We start from the raw sequence: 16277 nt of genomic DNA, 5'->3' as shown, positions 1-16277 counted from the left end.
ATGGCGCGTTTATCGCCGGGGTGTGCTGACCGGCCGCTGACCCTCCTTCGCGCAAGAATAGGCACTTCAAACCACCACACACCATGCGAATCCTGCTTGTCGAAGACGACGCCGTGCTGCGCGACGTGATGCTGCGCAGCCTTGCGGATGCCGGCCACCGGGTCGACGTGTCGACCAACGTCGAGGACGCCGACCACCTCTGGCGCGTGCAGCCCTTCGATGCGGTGCTGCTCGACCTGAACCTGCCGGCCACGGCCAGCCCCACCAGCGGCCTGGCGAGCGGCCTCAATGCCTTGCGCCAGGCGCGTGCCCGCGGCGACCGCACGCCGGTGCTGGTGCTGACGGCGCGCGGCCGCACGGAGGAGCGCATCGCGGGCCTCGATGCCGGTGCCGACGACTACCTTGGCAAGCCCTTCGACCTGGCCGAGGTCGAGGCACGGCTGCGCGCACTGGTGCGGCGGGCCAAGGGCACTGAAGACATCGTGCTGCTGGGCCAGCTCAAGCTGGACCGCAAGGCGCGCCGCTTCTCCATCGCGAGCGGGCCGCTCGACCTGCCGGCGCGCGAGTTCGAGGTGCTGTGGGAGCTGATGAGCCCGCCGGGCCGCACGGTGAGCAAGCGGGCGCTGTCCGACAAGCTCTCCAGCTTCGACGAATCGCTGGGCGACAACGCGCTGGAGGCCTTCATCTCCCGGCTGCGCAAGAAGCTGGCCGGTTCGGGCGCGGGCATCCGCACGCTGCGCGGCATCGGCTACCTGCTCGAAGCCGAAGTGTGAGCCGCACGCAACCGGCCGCGCCCGGGCCATCGAAGGCAGCGCCTTCGCTCACGCGGCGCGTGCTGCGCAATGTGCTGGTGCCGCTGGCGCTCACGTGGATGGTGGGTGCGGTGATCGCGCTGGTCATCGCCAACTACTTTTCCGAGCAGGCCTTCGACCGCGCCATGCTCGACGATGCCTATGCGCTCTCGGCCAACGTGCAAGCGGGCGAGCGCGGCATCGAGCTGCTGCTCACGCCGCGCGAAGTGGCCACGGTGCTGTTCGACCAGGTCGACAAGATCTACTTCGCGGTGCAGCGGCTCGACGGCACGCTGATCTCGGGGCAGGCGGGCCTGAATGCACCGCTGCCGGCCGCAGGTGCGCACTATCGCTTTTCGGACGTGGACTACGACGGCAAGGTCCTGCGCGCAGTGGTGCTCGAGCCCGTCACCGAGCCCGCCCGCCTGATGCCCTACCGGGTGGTGATTGCGCAGACCACGCTGAGCCGCGCGGCACTGGTGCAGCGGCTGCTCGGCTATGCATTGGCACCGCAGGTGCTGCTGCTGATGCTGCTCGCGGTATGGCTCTGGCATGGCATTCGCAGCGACCTGCGTCCGCTCGGCGAGCTCCAGCAGGCGCTGGACCGCCGCGACGTGTACGACCTTTCTCCGGTCGCGGTGGTGCGCACCTCGCGCGAGGTGCAGCGCCTGGGCAATGCGGTCAATGCGCTGTTCGACCGGCTGAACCACAGCGTGCGCGCGCAGCGCGAGTTCGTGGGCAACGTGGCGCATGAGCTGCGCACGCCGCTCGCGGGCATCCGCGCACTGGCCGAATACGGGCTCGCGCAGCACGATTCCACGGTGTGGCGCGAGCAGCTCGCGCGCGTGGCCGAGCGGCAGGCCCGTGCCAGCCATCTGATCGACCAGCTGCTGGCGCTCGCGCTGGCCGACGAGGCGCGCACCGGCCTTGCGCGCGAGCCGGTGCGGCTCGACATGTTGGCCGAGCAGACGGTGCTGCGGCACCTGGCCCGCGCCGACGCGCACGGCGTCGACCTGGGCGCGCGCGGCCTCGACGAGCGCGTGACGGTGCTTGCGAACGAAGCGCTGGTCGAAGGCATTCTCGACAACCTGATCGACAACGCGCTGCGCTACGGCGGGCGCACCATCACCGTCGAGCTGGCGGGCCGCACCCTGAGCGTGATCGACGACGGCCCCGGCATTCCGCTGGAAGCGCAGCGCGACCTGATGCAGCGCTGGGCGCAGGGGCCGGCGGGCCAGAAGCTGGGGCAGGGCTCGGGCCTGGGGCTGTCGATCGTCGCGCGCTATGCGGAGCTGCTGGGTGCCGAGCTGCGGCTCGATGCGGCCGAGCCCGCGGGACTGCGCGTGAGCGTCGCCTTCGCGGAGCTGCGCCCGACGGCGGCCGGCGATTAATCCCCGAACTCCACTTCGCCTTCGATCTCGACCGGGATGCTGAACGGAAGCTCCGCCATGCCGACGGCACTGCGTGCGTGGGCGCCGATCTCCGGACCGAAGAGCTCGAGCACGAGGTCCGAGAAGCCGTTGATGACGGCGGGCTGCCTGTCGAAGCCCGGTGCCGAAGCCACCATGCCGAACACGCGCGTCCAGGCCGTGATGCGGTCGAGGTCGCCGAGCGCGCGCTGCAGGCTGCCGAGCATCGCCAGCGCGGTGAGCCGTGCCGCTGCGTAGCCCTGTTCGACCGTCAGCTCGCGGCCCAGCTTGCCGAGCGGCGCAGCGATGGTGCCGTCGGCATTCAGCGGGCCGTGGCCCGAGACGATGGCGCGGCGCCCGGCGATGCGCACGAACGCGAAAGGCAGCACCACGCCGGGCGGCGGCGTGACCGGCGGCGGCAGCACAAGGCCGAGCGCGGCGAGTCGCTGTTCGATTCGGGCCATGGCGTTTTCTCCTGCGAGCTCAGTCCAGCGCCGGATAGTCCGTGTAGCCCTTGGTGCCGCCGCCGTACATGGTGGCCTTGTCCACGGCGTTGAGCGGTGCGTTCTCGCGCAGGCGGCGCACCAGGTCGGGGTTGGCGATGAAGGGCTTGCCGAAGGCCACGAGGTCGTCGCCTTCCTTGACGGCTTCGTCCGCCAGCGGCTTGTCGTAGCCGTTGTTGACCATCCATGCGCCCTTGCCGCCGGCCTGGCGGTAGGCGGCCTTGAGCGCCTCGTAGTCGAAGGGGCGGTCCTCGATCTCGCGCGGGCCGCCGGTGGCGCCTTCGATGATGTGGATGTAGGCCAGGCCGAGCGGGGCGAGCTGCTTCACCACGTAGGTGAAGAGCGGCTGCGGTTCGGAATCGTGCACGTCGTTGGCCGGCGTGACGGGCGACAGGCGGATGCCGGTCCTGCCGCCACCGACCGCGTCGACCACGGCGCGCGTGGCTTCCAGCAGCAGGCGGGCGCGGTTCTCGATGCTGCCGCCGTAGTCGTCGCTGCGCTTGTTGCTGCCATCCTTCAGGAACTGGTCGAGCAGGTAGCCGTTGGCGCCGTGGAGTTCCACGCCGTCGAAGCCGGCGGTTTCCACCGCATTGCGCGCGGCGGCCGCGTAGGCGTGGACGATGCCGGGCAGTTCCTCGGCGTCGAGCGCGCGCGGCTCGGAGGTTTCGACGAAGGTCGGTACGCCCTCCTTGATGAGCACGGTCTTGGTCCTGGCAGTGATGGCCGAGGGCGCGACGGGCTTGCCGCCGCCCGGCTGCAGTTCGCTGTGCGAGACGCGGCCCACATGCCAGAGCTGCACCACGATCTTGCCGCCCTTGGCGTGCACCGCGTCGGTCACGCGCTTCCAGGCGTCGAGCTGCTCGGTGCCGTAGAGGCCCGGCACGTCGGCATAGCCCTGGCCCTGGTGGCTGATGGCGGTGGCTTCGGTGATGAGCAGGCCCGCGCTGGCGCGCTGCGCGTAGTAGGTGGCGGCAATGTCCTGCGGGACCGCGTTGGGCGAACGGTTGCGCGTGAGCGGCGCCATCACGATGCGGTTGGCGAGCTGCAGGTCACCGGCCTGTACGGGATCGAAGAGGGAGGGCATGGCGAAACGTCAAAGAGTGGGACAGAGGCCGCGAGGCTAAACCTGCGCGGCCAAACCTGCTGTCGCACGGTTGTCCGTTTGCTGCTAGGCGTTCAGGGCGTCGCGATCGGACCCGGCGAGCGCGAGCAGTTGCGCGCCCACGCGCACGGGCATCGCGAGCAGGATCTGCCCCATGCCCTTGCCGAGCGGATCGTTGCGCAGCGACGCCATGCCGCCGCCGCCGAGCGCCTGCTCGCAGACGAAGTTGAAGGCGCCGATGCCCGGCACTTCGTAGCGCCTGACCGGCCCCTTGACCAGGTGTGCGAGCCATTCGGCCGCGCGCGCTTCGCTGAGCTGCTCGCGCAACAGCGGCAGCAGGGCAGGGTGTCGCGCGATGACGCCGATGTTCGAGGCGTCGCCCTTGTCGCCGCTGCGGGCCCAGGCGAGGCGGATGAGCGGCACTTCGATGGCGTCGGCATCGATGGACACCACGGCATTCGCGTCGCCGGCTGCATGCCGTGGCAAAGGCGCGTCGGCAGCCGCCGCAACCACGGCGTCGCGCGGCAATTCGATGCGCTGCCCGTCGATGCTCACGCGCGCCTCGACCTTCGACTTGTCGAGCAGGAAGGCGTACTGCCGGATCGACGGCGAGACCGAGGGCCGCCCGCCCGCGCCCGTGGTGCCCGGCGCCCACGAGGTGCCGGCGGGCGCCACTTCACGCGCGAAGAGTTCCAGCGCCTCCTTGCGCGCATGCGTGACCGCGAGCCGCAGCACGGCCTCGCGCGTCTGCAGGGCCCGCGCATGCGGGCCGTAGCAAGACTCGGCTCCGAGCACCTCGAGCTGCGTGCCGCTGTAGGGGCCGAAGCCTTGCTGCTCGAACAGCGCACCGGTGCGCGCGAGGATCGCCTCGCCGGTGCGCCTGGCCTTGGCCACGGCGTCGAAGCCGACGATGGTGAGCTGTGCCGCGGCCTTGAAGCCCTCTGCATAGGTGGCGCAGACCTTGTAGCTCGCGGTGGGCGCGTGGCCCCGCGCACCATGCACGCGCACGCGGTGCTCGCCGGCCTGCGCGATGCGCACCTGCGTGAAGTCGGCCACCACGTCGGGCAGCAGGTAGGCCGACGGATCACCGATCTCGTAGAGCATCTGCTCGCCCACCACGGCCGGCGTGACCTTGCCGCCAGTGCCCGCGGGCTTGGTGACGACGAAGCCGCCATCGGCGCTGCACTCGACGATCGGATAGCCGATGTTCGGCCAGTCGGGCACGGTGTCCCAGTCGGTGTGCAGCCCGCCCGTGGCCTGGCAGCCGCATTCGATGATGTGGCCCGCGAGGCTGCCCGCTGCGAGCAGGTCGTGGTCGCCGGGCTGCCAGCCGAACGCGTGCATCAACACGCCGAGCGTCACGGCCGAATCGACGCAGCGGCCGGTAATGACCACCTGCGCGCCCGCATCGAGCGCCGCCTGGATCGGCCGCGCGCCGAGGTAGGCATTGGCCGTGAGCACGCGCTCGGGCAGCGGTGCGCCGCTCTGCAGTTCGCGCACGGGGGGCTGTTGCTGCCGCAGCTGCGGCAGCAGCGGCGATACGTCGTCGCCGCTGACCACCGCGATCTTCAGCGCGATGCCCTGCTCGGCCGCGAGTGCGGCCAGCGCGTCGGCGCAGCCCTGCGGATTGACGCCGCCCGCATTGCTCACCACGCGGATGCCCTGCTGCACGACGTCCTTCAGCACCGCCTTCATCGCGATGGAGACAAAGTCGGTGGCGTAGCCGAGCTCCGGCTTCCTGAGCCGCGCCGCCGCGAGGATCGACATCGTGAGCTCGGCCAGGTAGTCGAACACCAGGTAGTCGATCTGCCCGCTGGCCACGAGCTGCGGTGCGCCCACGCTGCTGTCGCCCCAGAAGCCCGAGGCGCCGCCGATGCGCACGACGCGTTCGCTGCTGTTATTGCTGCGCGCGTTCATCGGCCGCTCCACCGCGGCTTGCGCTTTTCGCGGAAGGCGAGCTGGCCCTCGGCCGCATCTTCGGTGAGTGCGAAGAGGCCGATCTGGCTTTCGGTGAAGGCCATCGATTCCTCGAAGGCCATGGCCTCGATCTTCTTCATCGTGTACAGGCCGCGGCGGATGGCGGCGGGCGACTTGTCGAGCATGCGGCCGAGCAGCCAGTCCAGGCTTTCGTCGACGTCCTCGCCCACGCGGTTCACGAGCCCGTGTTCGAGCGCCTGCGCGGCGGTGATGGGTTCGCCGGTGAGGCACATCTGGGCCAGCACACGGCGCGGCAGCAGGTTGCCGAGCACGCTGAGCACCTGGGCGGGAAAGAGGCCGACCTTGACTTCGGGCAGGCCGAACACGGCGTGGCTGCCGGCAGCCGCCATGTCGCACATGCCCAGGATGCCCATGCCGCCCGCCATGCAGGCACCGTTGACGCGCGCGACCAGCGGCACCGTCAGCTGCCGGGCCTGGCGCAAGAGGTTGGCGAAGCCCTGGTACGGCTCGGCATGGTCGAACTTGAAAGCGCTGCCGCCCTGCAGGTCGGCACCGGCGCAGAAGGCACGCGCGCCCGCGCCGGTGACGACCACCGCGCGCACGGCGCGGTCGGCGTCGGCGCGGGACAGTGCCGACGAGAGTGCCGCGAGCACGCCGGGGCTGATGGCGTTGCGGCGCTCCTCGCGGTCGATGGTGAGCCACATCACGGGCCCGCGCATCTCCTCGCGCAGTTCTTGGTGATGATGATGAAGGGCAGGGGCTTCGGCCATCGTCGGATCCTTCGCTACGGAGTCTGGAGCAAGGCCGTAGCGTGACCCGAAAAAAAAGCCGCGGCATGCGGCTTGTGGCTGAAGCAGCCCGGGTTTTCCCGGGGCTGGGGCGGACTGCTTCGCGGCTCTTGCGAGCTTCTGTCGGCTTCTTCTTACTTCAGCAGGCCTTCGGCCTTCATCGCATCTTGAACAGCGGGGCGAGCGGCCACGCGCGCGTGCCAGGCCTGGAGATTGGAGAAGTCCGAGATGTCGACGCCGGTAGGCTTGGCCCAGTTGGTGACGGTGAACAGGTAGCCGTCGGCCACGCTGAACTGGTCGCCCATCAGGTAGGGCTTGTCGGCAAGCTGGCCGTCGAGCCATTCATAGCGCGACTTGAGCTTGTTCTTGAAGATGGCCTTGGCTTCTTCGGGCATGTTCGGATTGAACAGCGGGCTGTAGCCCTTGTGCATCTCGGTGCCGATGAAGGTCAGCCACTCCTGCAGGCGGTAGCGCTGCAGCGTGCCGGCGGCCGGTGCGAGGTTCTTGGTGGGTGCCAGGTCGGCGATGTACTGCACGATGGCCGGGCCTTCGCGCAGGCGGGTGCCGTCGTCGAGCTCGAGCATCGGCACGTAGCCCAGCGGGTTGATGCCGTAGTAGTCGGTGCCGTCCTGCAGCTTGTGGGTCTTGGTGCTGGCCAGCACGGGCTCGAAGGCAAGGCCTGCCTCGTGCAGCGCGATGTGGGGCGAAAGGGAGCAGGCGCCGGGCGAGTAATACAGCTTCATGCGAAGAAATCTCCAATGTTGGGAATATGGATAGCGGGAATCGATCCATGGACCAGCGGGCATGCTAGCGGGTTTGCGCGCTGGGCGTTTGTCCTACGGCCGCTCGCGCGGGGCGACTATCGGGGCGGGAACGGCCAGTTCCTAAGCTCCCCCGCACGGTGGGCGAGGCCTGCCGCAAGGAGTTTTTCAGATGTTGAAGTACGCGATTATTTTTGCCTTGATCTCGCTGGTGGCCGGATTGCTGGGCTTCGGCGGCATCGCGGCAGGCGCAGCCGGCATCGCGAAGCTGCTGTTCGGGTTGTTCCTGGTCCTGGCGGTGGTGTTCGTGGTCCTGGCGGCACTGGGGATTGGCGCGGTGAAAAAGGCAATCGATTGATGCACCGTCCGCAACCGCTCTGGCCGCGGCCCCGCCCACTCGGCCTGCTGCTGCAGAGCCCGGCCCATCGCGTGGTGCGCGTGTTGCTCGTCACCCAGACCCACTGGCAGCTTCCCGAGCATCGCTTGCGGCGGCGGCATGCCTGAGCGCAGTCTGTGCTATTAAATTTATAGCAAACTGTTCAATATACATAGGGAAGTAATGGGCCACGGGGTGGTTTAGGCGCCATTAACCATATTGCCCGCATTTCGAACGCAAACCGGCACCCCCGATTAAAATCGGTGCCCCCTTTGCGCAGCGCACGCGTCAGTAGTGCGCCCCCTCTTTCAAATGCTGTACCCCGAAGAATTCGATGTGATCGTCGTCGGCGGTGGCCATGCCGGCACCGAAGCCGCGCTGGCCGCTGCACGCATGGGCGCCAAGACGCTGCTGCTCTCCCACAACATCGAGACGCTGGGGCAGATGAGCTGCAATCCATCGATCGGCGGGATCGGCAAGGGCCACCTCGTGAAGGAAGTGGATGCGCTGGGCGGCGCCATGGCCATTGCCACGGATGAAGCGGGTATCCAGTTCCGCATTCTCAATTCGAGCAAGGGCCCGGCGGTGCGTGCGACCCGCGCGCAGGCCGACCGCGTGCTGTACAAGGCCGCGATTCGCCATCGCCTGGAAAACCAGCCGAACCTGAGCCTGTTCCAGCAAGCCGTCGATGACCTGATGGTGGAGGGCGACCGCGTGGTCGGCGCCGTCACGCAGGTGGGCATCGCCTTTCGTGCGCGCACGGTGGTGCTCACCGCTGGGACTTTTCTCGACGGCCGCATCCATGTGGGCCTGGACAACTACCAGGCCGGACGCGCGGGCGATCCGCCGGCGGTCAGCCTGTCGGCACGGCTCAAGGAACTCAAGCTGCCGCAGGGCCGCCTGAAGACCGGCACACCCCCGCGCCTGGACGGCCGGAGCATCGATTTTTCGAAATGTACCGAACAGCCTGGCGACGGCATGCCGGGTGGGGCAGGGCCGATGCCGGTGTTCAGCTTCATGGGGCGGGTCGACATGCATCCGCAGCAGATGCCGTGCTGGATCACCCACACCAATGCGCGTACGCACGACATCATCCGCTCGGGCTTCGACCGCAGCCCGATGTTCACCGGCAAGATCGACGGCGTCGGTCCGCGCTACTGCCCGAGCGTCGAAGACAAGATCAACCGCTTTGCCGACAAGGAAAGCCACCAGATCTTCCTCGAGCCCGAAGGGCTGACGACCAACGAGTACTACCCCAACGGCATCTCGACCAGCCTGCCGTTCGACATCCAGTACCAGCTCGTGCGCTCGATGCCCGGGCTGGAGAATGCCCACATCCTGCGGCCCGGCTACGCCATCGAGTACGACTACTTCGATCCGCGCGAACTCAAGAGCAGCTTCGAGACGCGCTCGATCAAGGGGCTGTTCTTTGCTGGACAGATCAACGGCACCACCGGCTACGAAGAGGCTGCGGCCCAAGGCCTGTTTGCCGGCATCAACGCGGCGCTCCAATGCCGTGGCGAGGAAGCCTGGCTGCCGCGCCGCGACGAAGCCTACCTGGGCGTCCTGGTAGACGACCTGATCACCAAGGGCGTGACCGAGCCTTACCGCATGTTCACGAGCCGCGCCGAATTCCGGCTGCAACTGCGCGAGGACAACGCCGACATGCGCCTGACCGAAGCAGGGCGCAAGCTGGGCCTGGTGGACGATGCGCGCTGGGACGCTTTCAGCCGCAAGCGCGACACTGTTTCACGTGAAACAGAACGACTCAAGTCGATCTGGGTGAATCCGCGCAACCTGCCGGCATCCGAGTCGGAGCGCGTGCTTGGCAAGGCCATCGAGCACGAATACAACCTGGCTGACCTGCTGCGTCGGCCCGATGTGAACTACGAGACGCTGATGTCGCTGGACGGCGGGAAGTACAGCGCAGGGTCGCCGCTCAGTGAAACCGAGATCGAGCAGATCGAGATCTCGGCCAAGTATTCTGGCTACATCGAGCGCCAGCACGACGAAGTGGAGCGCGCTGCACATTTCGAGAACCTGCGCCTTCCGAACGACTTCGACTACAGCCAGGTCAAGGCGCTGAGTTTCGAGGTTCGCCAGAAGCTCGACAAGCACCGGCCTGAAACACTGGGCTTGGCGTCGCGCATTTCGGGCGTCACGCCCGCCGCAATTTCCCTGCTGATGATCCATTTGCGAAAAGGCGGCCACAAGGCATTCAACCGCGACGCCGCCACGGAAGCCGCCGCAGCATCGCAGCCCACCCAATGAGCGCGCCCATCGACACGCTGCGCCAGGGCGCGGCAGCCCTGGGCACGGCCTTGTCCGATGCGCAGGCAGAACAGCTGCTGGCCTACGGCACGCTGATGCTCAAGTGGAACAAGGTCTACAACCTCACGGCGCTGCGCGATCCGGCCAGCGTGCTGACGCACCATCTGCTCGACAGCCTGGCGGTCGTGGCCCCGTTGCAGCGCGAGTGGGCAGGGAAGGGTAAGCTGCTCGACGTCGGCTCTGGCGGCGGCCTGCCGGGCGTGGTGATTGCCGTCATGCGGCCGGATCTCGAGGTGAGCTGCCTCGATGCGGTTGCCAAGAAGGCGGCTTTCGTCCAGCAGGTGGCAGCCGAACTCGAATTGCCCAACCTGCGTGGCTTGCACGCACGCGTCGAATCGCTGACGGGCAGCTATGAAGTCATCAGCTCCCGGGCCTTTGCCTCGTTGCCTGATTTCTTCAACGGCTCCCGGCACCTGCTGGCACCGGGCGGTGTCTGGCTTGCCATGAAGGGCAAGGTACCCACCGATGAACTCGCTGCCTTGCCCCCAGGTATCGCAGTGTTTCACGTGGAACAATTGACCGTGCCGGGCCTGGACGCCGAGCGTTGTATCGTCTGGGCGCGCCAAGAAGTGGCCTGAATCGCCAAAAAAAGAGGTCGCCGCGCCGGCGAAAGCCGGTGCCGAACGATCCCCGTCGGGCCGGCCTCGCTTAGACTCGACGCCTCCCCCTGGCTCTCCTTCTCGAGGCAATTCCCATGTTCGGCATCGCTGACTACGGCGCATTCGTCGCCGCCATCGTCCTCTTTCTCCTGATTCCCGGTCCGGGCAACCTCGCGTTGATCACGTCGACCAGCAAAGGCGGAATCCGTGGCGGCCTGGCAGCCACCTTGGGCGTGATCGTCGGCGACCAGTTCCTGATGTGGGCGGCGGTGGCGGGCGTGGCGGCCGTGCTGGCGGCGTATCCGGCGGCGTTCAAGGCGGTGCAGTGGCTGGGCGCCGCCTACCTCGCATGGCTGGGCGCCAAGATGCTGCTGGCCAAGCCAGGTGCGGCACCGATTCTCAACATCCGCCCCAGCCATTTCCTGCGCCAGGCTCTCGCCATCACCTTGCTGAACCCCAAGGCCATCGTGTTCTACATGGCCTTCTTCCCGCTGTTCGTCGATCCCGCACGCCACCAGGGCGTGGTCACTTTCGGCGCCATGGCGGTAACGATTGCCGCGCTGACCTTCCTCTACGGCCTCACTTCGACGCTGCTCACGCACTTCCTGGCGGAGCGCATCCGCGCCAATCCGCGCATTTCGGGCACGCTCGAAAAGCTCGCGGGCGTCTTCCTGATTGCCTTCGGCGTCAAGCTCGCCATTTCCCGCTGATCCTCATATGGCCAAGATTTTCTGTATTGCCAACCAAAAGGGCGGCGTCGGCAAGACCACCACCACCGTCAACCTAGCCGCCGGGCTGGCCAAGGTGGGCCAGCGGGTGCTCATGATCGACCTCGATCCCCAAGGCAATGCAACCATGGGTTCGGGCATCGACAAGCGCCAGCTGGAGCTCACGGTGTACGACGTGCTGCTCGAGTCGGCTTCGGTGGCCGAGGCGCGCGTCAAGGCCGACAAGCTGGTGGAGGGCGGCTGCGGCTACGACGTGCTGGGTGCCAACCGCGAACTCGCCGGCGCCGAAGTCGAAATGGTGGCGCTCGACCGCCGCGAAAAACGCCTGCGAACGGCGCTCGCCGCGGTAGGTGCCGAGTACGACTTCGTGCTGATCGACTGCCCGCCGAGCCTGAGCCTGCTGACGCTCAACGGCCTGTGCGCCGCGCATGGCGTGATCGTGCCGATGCAGTGCGAGTACTTCGCGCTCGAGGGGCTCACGGACCTGGTCAATACCATCAAGCAGGTGCATGCCAACCTCAACAAGAACCTGCAGATCATCGGCCTGCTGCGCGTGATGTTCGATCCGCGGATCACGCTGCAGCAGCAGGTGAGCGAGCAGCTCAAGGCCCACTTCGGCGACAAGGTGTTCGACACCGTGATCCCGCGCAACGTGCGGCTGGCCGAGGCGCCGAGCTATGGCCTGCCGGGCGTGGTGTTCGATCCGGCCGCCCGCGGCAGCCAGGCCTTCGTTGCCTTCGCAAAGGAACTGGTCGAGAAGATGCCGCCCGCCAGCGCCTTCGCATCCGGGGCCGTTGCGCCTCCCATTGCGCCGGTCGGTCCGGTCGCGCCGCCCAACCTGGCCGTTCCCGAGGACGTGCTGTCGCCGGCCGGCGGCCCCGATTCTGGCGAAAAAAGCTTCTGATGGCCGAGTCTCGCGTCTTCCTGCTGCCGGGCTGGCAGAACAGCGGCCCTGGCCATTGGCAGACCCGGTGGGAGTCGGTCCATGGCGACCACCGGGTCGAACAGCACGACTGGATGCGGCCGCTGCGCGGCGACTGGTCCGCGCGGCTCGAAGAAGAGGTGCTCGCAGCGCCTGGCCCCGTGGCCTTTGCAGCGCACAGCCTGGGGTGCATCCTCGTTGCGGCCTGGGCCGCGCATTCGCGCAACACGCACAAGGTGCGGGGTGCGCTGCTGGTGGCGCCCGGCGACCTCGAACGCGACGACCTGCGGCAGTTGATTCCGGGCTGGGCGCCCATCGTGCGCCAGCCGCTGCCCTTTCCCTCGGTGCTGATTGCCGCCAACGACGATCCCTACTGCGAGGCCGCGCGCTCGCGCCAGATGGCCGCCGACTGGGGCGCGCGCTTCGTCGACACCGGTGCGGGCGGCCACCTGAACGCCGAATCCGGCCTGGGCGACTGGGCCCGGGGCCGGCAACTACTGAACGAAATCTCGACGAAAGACACGCACTGATGGCGACCAAGAAACCCAAGGGCCTGGGGCGCGGCCTCGAAGCGCTGCTCGGCCCGACGGCCGCGCCGTCCGCCGACCCCACCGGCTCCGACGAGGGCGCCGCCGCGCAGAATCCGAACACGCTGATGCTCGACGAGATGGTGGCGGGCGTCTACCAGCCGCGCACCCGCATGGACGAAGGCGCGCTGTACGAACTGGCCGAGAGCATCAAGGCGCAGGGCATCATGCAGCCGATCCTGGTGCGCCGGCTCGATGCCGAATCGGCCGCCGCCAAGAACGCCGAGTACGAAATCATCGCGGGCGAGCGCCGCTTCCGCGCCGCCAGGCTCGCGGGTCTCGACCGCGTGCCGGTGCTGGTGCGCGACGTGCCCAACGAAGCCGCAGCGGCCATGTCGCTGATCGAGAACATCCAGCGCGAAGACCTCAATCCGCTTGAAGAAGCCCAAGGCCTGCAACGCCTGGTCTCAGAGTTTGGGCTCACTCACGAAGCTGCCGCACAGGCCGTGGGCCGGTCGCGCAGCGCGGCCAGCAACCTGCTGCGGCTGCTGAACCTGGCCGAGCCGGCGCAGCAGATGCTGATGGCGGGCGACATCGACATGGGCCATGCCCGGGCGCTGCTTTCGCTCGACCGCGGCACGCAGATCACGGCCGCCAACCAGATCGCGGCCAAGAAGATGTCGGTGCGCGAAGCCGAGGCGCTGGTGAAAAGGCTGGCGGCCGAGTTCACCCTCACGCCGTCTCGCCGCAGCAACGACGGCGAGAAGTCGCGCGACCTGCAGCGCGTGGAAGAGGAACTGGCCGACCTGCTGACCGCCGAGGTCGAGGTCCGCATCAAGAAGCGCAGCAAGCGCGGCGGCAAGGTGGAGGAGAGCGGCGAGCTGGCCATCCACTTCGGCTCCATCGAGGCGCTCAACGGGCTGATCGAGCGCATCCGCCGAACGGCCTAGGCGCAGGGGCGTCCAGTCGGACATTCGCGTGATTGATTCTTGCAATCTTTTACGCGTATCCTCGCCGCTGACGTTTTCAACACCAGATCTCGACGAGAGGGAGTTCTCCATGAAGTTCAGGACAAAGTTTCCGTTCGCGGCCGTGGCTGTGGGCGCGCTGCTGCTGACCGGTTGCGTGACCACCGACATGCAGATGGGCAGCCAGTCGGCCAAGACCATGGCCACGGGCAGTGCCGCGGGCTCCGCCACCGCCGGCGAAAGCGGCCAGCTCGAGCGCTGCGAATCGCCGCTGGGCACCGTCTCGCTGATCGAGAACGTGAATGCCGGCTGGTACACCATCCTCACCGGCGAATACCGCCTGCCGCCCACGGCCAACCTGCTGCGCCTGCTGGTGCAGCAGTCGAACTGCTTCGTGGTGGTCGAACGCGGCGCGGCCGGCATGAACGCCATGACGCGCGAGCGCGCGCTCATGCAGTCGGGCGAAATGCGCGGTGGCAGCAACTTCGGCCGCGGCCAGATGGTGGCTTCCGACTACGGCCTGTCGCCCGAGATCGTGTTCAGCAACAGCGATGCCGGCGGCATCGGCGGCGCGCTGGGCGGGCTGGTCGGTGGCGGCCGAGGTCGCGCCCTTGCGGCCGTTGGCGGCAGCTTGCAGACCAAGGAAGCCAGCGCGCTCCTGACGCTCATCGACAACCGCTCGGGCGTGCAGGTGGCGGCTTCGGAAGGCAGTGCCTCCAAGACCGATTTCGGCGCCTTCGGCTCGGTGCTCGGCAGCCGCGCGGGCGGCGGCCTCGGTGGCTACACCAACACGGCGCAAGGCAAGGTGATTGCCGCGGCCTTCATGGACGCCTTCAACCAGATGGTGCGTTCGCTGCGCAGCTACAAGGCGCAGACGGTGCGCGGCCAGGGCCTGGGCGGCGGCGGCCGGCTCGGCGTGGATGGCGGCGCGGCGCCGTCGCAGACTTACGTGCCGGCCGAGCAGCCGGCGCCCGCACGCCGCCGCAGGTAAGCAAGGCGCACAGCCACCGACAAGAAAGCCCGGCGCTCTTGCGAGCCGCCGGGCTTTTTCATGAGCGTACTTCCGAAGGGATCAGAGCGCGAAGATCTTTCCGGGATTCATGATGTTCTTCGGGTCGAGCGCGCGCTTGATCGTGCGCATCATGTCGATCGCACCCACGCCTGCTTCCGTCACCAGGAAGTCCATCTTGTGCAGCCCCACGCCGTGCTCGCCGGTGCAGGTGCCCTCGAGCGCCAGTGCGCGGCTCACGAGCGAGTGGTTCAGTTCCTCGGCCTTCACGCGCTCTTCGGGGATGTTCGGGTCGAGCAGGTAGCCGAAGTGGAAATTGCCGTCGCCCACGTGGCCGACCAGGAAATAGGGGATGCCGCTGGCATCGGCCTCGGCCACGGAGTCGAGCAGGCAGTCGGCCAGGCGCGAGATGGGCACGCAGGTGTCGGTCGAGATCACGCGGCAGCCGGGGCGCGACTGCACGGCCGCAAAGTAGGCGTTGTGCCGCGCGGTCCAAAGGCGCGTGCGCTCTTCGGGCGTGCTGGCCCATTCGAAGGCATTGCCGCCGTGGCCGCTCGCGAGCTCCTGCACCGTCTCGGCCTGCTCTTTCACGCCGGCCGGCGAGCCGTGGAATTCCATCAGCAGCATCGGCTCTTCGCGCAGGTTCAGCTTGGCGTAGGTGTTGACCATGCGCACCGTGTTCACGTCGATCAGCTCCACGCGCGCGATCGGCACGCCGAGCTGGATGGTCTCGATGGTGGTGCGCACCGCGGCCTCGATGCTCGGGAAGGAGCAGATCGCGGCCGAGACCGCCTCGGGCAGCGGATAGATGCGCAGCGTGACTTCGGTGACCACGCCCAGCGTGCCCTCGCTGCCCACCATGAGGCGCGTGAGGTCGTAGCCGGCGGACGACTTCTTCGCGCGCGTGCCGGTGCGGATGACGTCGCCGCCGGCCGTGACCACTTCGAGCGCCAGCACGTTCTCGCGCATGGTGCCGTAGCGCACTGCGTTCGTGCCGCTCGCGCGCGTGGCGGTCATGCCGCCGATGGACGCGTCCGCGCCCGGGTCGATGGGAAAGAACAGGCCCGTGCTCTTGATCTCGTCGTTGAGCTGCTTGCGCGTGACGCCGGGCTGCACGGTGACGGTGAGGTCGTCGGCATTGACCGACAGCACGCGGTTCATGCGCGAGACGTCGATGCTGATGCCGCCCTGCACCGCGAGCAGGTGGCCTTCGAGCGACGAGCCCACGCCGAAGGGAATGACCGGCACGCTGTGCTCGCTCGCGAGCTTCACCGCGTCGGCCACGTCCTGCGTGCTTTCGGCAAACACTACCGCCGAGGGGGGCGGTGCGTCGAAGGAGGACTCGTCGCGGCCATGCTGCGTGCGCACGGCCATGGCCGTGGAACAGTTGACGCCGAAGCGCGCTTTCAGGCCTTCGATCAGGCTGTCGGGCACTTCGCGCAGATGAAGCTCCGGCATCAGGTGCGAGGTTTGGGTCGGGGCGTTCATCGGGCGTCTCCTGGGGTGAAATGGGGGCGGGGCTCTG

17 protein-coding genes are annotated in these 16277 nt (G+C 68.0%); 11 read left to right on the top strand and 6 right to left on the bottom strand.

What is annotated here, in order from left to right; genetic code table 11:
- Nucleotides 1-83 precede the first annotated feature (83 nt).
- Nucleotides 84-773, top strand: a complete 690-nt coding sequence (locus EJO66_RS11805) for a response regulator transcription factor (protein WP_124960328.1) — start codon at nt 84-86, stop codon at nt 771-773.
- Nucleotides 770-2182: a sensor histidine kinase gene (locus EJO66_RS11800; protein ID WP_125965332.1), complete on the top strand. Its 1413-nt coding sequence runs from the start codon at nt 770-772 to the stop codon at nt 2180-2182. Before EJO66_RS11805 ends, EJO66_RS11800 begins: the two co-directional genes overlap by 4 nt.
- Here EJO66_RS11800 and EJO66_RS11795 read toward each other — a convergent pair.
- The 5 genes from EJO66_RS11795 to gstA all read right to left on the bottom strand — a co-directional run bounded on the left by EJO66_RS11795 (nt 2179) and on the right by gstA (nt 7274).
- On the bottom strand, nt 2179-2664 hold the full coding sequence (locus EJO66_RS11795; RefSeq protein ID WP_124960326.1) for a RidA family protein: 486 nt from the start codon (nt 2662-2664) through the stop codon (nt 2179-2181). The two genes, EJO66_RS11800 and EJO66_RS11795, sit on opposite strands and share 4 nt — an antisense overlap.
- 19 nt (nt 2665-2683) lie before the next feature.
- Complete coding sequence (locus EJO66_RS11790; RefSeq protein WP_124960325.1) at nt 2684-3787, bottom strand: alkene reductase; 1104 nt, start codon at nt 3785-3787, stop codon at nt 2684-2686.
- Between the two features lie 84 nt (nt 3788-3871).
- Nucleotides 3872-5722 carry an acyclic terpene utilization AtuA family protein gene (locus EJO66_RS11785; RefSeq protein ID WP_125965331.1) on the bottom strand — a complete coding sequence of 617 codons (1851 nt, stop codon included), beginning with the start codon at nt 5720-5722 and terminating at the stop codon, nt 3872-3874.
- Nucleotides 5719-6513 carry an enoyl-CoA hydratase/isomerase family protein gene (locus EJO66_RS11780; RefSeq protein ID WP_124960323.1) on the bottom strand — a complete coding sequence of 265 codons (795 nt, stop codon included), beginning with the start codon at nt 6511-6513 and terminating at the stop codon, nt 5719-5721. Before EJO66_RS11780 ends, EJO66_RS11785 begins: the two co-directional genes overlap by 4 nt.
- Before the next feature lie 152 nt (nt 6514-6665).
- Nucleotides 6666-7274 carry a glutathione transferase GstA gene (gene gstA / locus EJO66_RS11775; RefSeq protein WP_124960322.1) on the bottom strand — a complete coding sequence of 203 codons (609 nt, stop codon included), beginning with the start codon at nt 7272-7274 and terminating at the stop codon, nt 6666-6668.
- Nucleotides 7275-7464: 190 nt separating this feature from the next.
- Here gstA and EJO66_RS11770 point away from each other — a divergent pair, with 190 nt between their 5' ends.
- The 9 genes from EJO66_RS11770 (at nt 7465) to EJO66_RS11735 (ending at nt 14734) form a co-directional block, all read left to right on the top strand.
- Nucleotides 7465-7650: a DUF1328 family protein gene (locus EJO66_RS11770; RefSeq protein WP_124960321.1), complete on the top strand. Its 186-nt coding sequence runs from the start codon at nt 7465-7467 to the stop codon at nt 7648-7650.
- Entirely contained in the window at nt 7650-7796 is a 147-nt protein-coding gene (locus EJO66_RS32535) for a hypothetical protein (protein ID WP_164547819.1), read from the top strand. The genes EJO66_RS11770 and EJO66_RS32535 overlap by 1 nt, the downstream gene beginning before the upstream one ends.
- Nucleotides 7797-7980: 184 nt before the next feature.
- Entirely contained in the window at nt 7981-9939 is a 1959-nt protein-coding gene (mnmG, locus tag EJO66_RS11765) for a tRNA uridine-5-carboxymethylaminomethyl(34) synthesis enzyme MnmG (RefSeq protein ID WP_125965330.1), read from the top strand.
- Nucleotides 9936-10577 carry a 16S rRNA (guanine(527)-N(7))-methyltransferase RsmG gene (gene rsmG / locus EJO66_RS11760; RefSeq protein WP_125965329.1) on the top strand — a complete coding sequence of 214 codons (642 nt, stop codon included), beginning with the start codon at nt 9936-9938 and terminating at the stop codon, nt 10575-10577. Before mnmG ends, rsmG begins: the two co-directional genes overlap by 4 nt.
- Before the next feature lie 116 nt (nt 10578-10693).
- A complete protein-coding gene (locus tag EJO66_RS11755; RefSeq protein ID WP_124960318.1) occupies nt 10694-11308 on the top strand; it encodes a LysE family transporter in 615 nt (204 codons plus the stop codon).
- A gap of 7 nt (nt 11309-11315) precedes the next feature.
- Nucleotides 11316-12230 carry a ParA family protein gene (locus EJO66_RS11750; RefSeq protein ID WP_124960317.1) on the top strand — a complete coding sequence of 305 codons (915 nt, stop codon included), beginning with the start codon at nt 11316-11318 and terminating at the stop codon, nt 12228-12230.
- Nucleotides 12230-12778: an RBBP9/YdeN family alpha/beta hydrolase gene (locus EJO66_RS11745; RefSeq protein WP_125965328.1), complete on the top strand. Its 549-nt coding sequence runs from the start codon at nt 12230-12232 to the stop codon at nt 12776-12778. The genes EJO66_RS11750 and EJO66_RS11745 overlap by 1 nt, the downstream gene beginning before the upstream one ends.
- On the top strand, nt 12778-13725 hold the full coding sequence (locus EJO66_RS11740; protein ID WP_124960315.1) for a ParB/RepB/Spo0J family partition protein: 948 nt from the start codon (nt 12778-12780) through the stop codon (nt 13723-13725). The genes EJO66_RS11745 and EJO66_RS11740 overlap by 1 nt, the downstream gene beginning before the upstream one ends.
- Nucleotides 13726-13834: 109 nt before the next feature.
- Nucleotides 13835-14734, top strand: coding sequence for a CsgG/HfaB family protein (locus tag EJO66_RS11735; protein WP_124960314.1), 900 nt, complete (start codon nt 13835-13837; stop codon nt 14732-14734).
- An 81-nt stretch (nt 14735-14815) separates the two neighbouring features.
- Here the strand turns inward: EJO66_RS11735 and EJO66_RS11730 are convergent, their stop codons facing one another.
- On the bottom strand, nt 14816-16240 hold the full coding sequence (locus tag EJO66_RS11730; protein ID WP_124960313.1) for an FAD-binding oxidoreductase: 1425 nt from the start codon (nt 16238-16240) through the stop codon (nt 14816-14818).
- Nucleotides 16241-16277: the final 37 nt, after the last annotated feature.

Origin of the sequence: Variovorax beijingensis, assembly GCF_003951285.1 — a bacterium.
In the GTDB taxonomy this organism is placed as follows: domain Bacteria; phylum Pseudomonadota; class Gammaproteobacteria; order Burkholderiales; family Burkholderiaceae_C; genus Variovorax; species Variovorax beijingensis.
This window is presented reverse-complemented; position numbering and strand designations above follow the sequence as displayed.

Bases quoted from the DNA above. Each gene is read 5' to 3' on its own strand.
- EJO66_RS11730 (WP_124960313.1), bottom strand. From the start codon at position 16,240: ATGAACGCCCCGACCCAAACCTCGCACCTGATGCCGGAGCTTCATCTG.
- EJO66_RS11735 (WP_124960314.1), top strand. From the start codon at position 13,835: ATGAAGTTCAGGACAAAGTTTCCGTTCGCGGCCGTGGCTGTGGGCGCG.
- EJO66_RS11770 (WP_124960321.1), top strand. From the start codon at position 7,465: ATGTTGAAGTACGCGATTATTTTTGCCTTGATCTCGCTGGTGGCCGGA.
- EJO66_RS11795 (WP_124960326.1), bottom strand. From the start codon at position 2,664: ATGGCCCGAATCGAACAGCGACTCGCCGCGCTCGGCCTTGTGCTGCCG.
- EJO66_RS11805 (WP_124960328.1), top strand. From the start codon at position 84: ATGCGAATCCTGCTTGTCGAAGACGACGCCGTGCTGCGCGACGTGATG.
- EJO66_RS11755 (WP_124960318.1), top strand. From the start codon at position 10,694: ATGTTCGGCATCGCTGACTACGGCGCATTCGTCGCCGCCATCGTCCTC.
- EJO66_RS11780 (WP_124960323.1), bottom strand. From the start codon at position 6,513: ATGGCCGAAGCCCCTGCCCTTCATCATCATCACCAAGAACTGCGCGAG.
- EJO66_RS11790 (WP_124960325.1), bottom strand. From the start codon at position 3,787: ATGCCCTCCCTCTTCGATCCCGTACAGGCCGGTGACCTGCAGCTCGCC.
- mnmG (WP_125965330.1), top strand. From the start codon at position 7,981: ATGCTGTACCCCGAAGAATTCGATGTGATCGTCGTCGGCGGTGGCCAT.
- EJO66_RS11750 (WP_124960317.1), top strand. From the start codon at position 11,316: ATGGCCAAGATTTTCTGTATTGCCAACCAAAAGGGCGGCGTCGGCAAG.
- EJO66_RS11740 (WP_124960315.1), top strand. From the start codon at position 12,778: ATGGCGACCAAGAAACCCAAGGGCCTGGGGCGCGGCCTCGAAGCGCTG.
- EJO66_RS11745 (WP_125965328.1), top strand. From the start codon at position 12,230: ATGGCCGAGTCTCGCGTCTTCCTGCTGCCGGGCTGGCAGAACAGCGGC.
- EJO66_RS32535 (WP_164547819.1), top strand. From the start codon at position 7,650: ATGCACCGTCCGCAACCGCTCTGGCCGCGGCCCCGCCCACTCGGCCTG.
- gstA (WP_124960322.1), bottom strand. From the start codon at position 7,274: ATGAAGCTGTATTACTCGCCCGGCGCCTGCTCCCTTTCGCCCCACATC.
- EJO66_RS11785 (WP_125965331.1), bottom strand. From the start codon at position 5,722: ATGAACGCGCGCAGCAATAACAGCAGCGAACGCGTCGTGCGCATCGGC.
- rsmG (WP_125965329.1), top strand. From the start codon at position 9,936: ATGAGCGCGCCCATCGACACGCTGCGCCAGGGCGCGGCAGCCCTGGGC.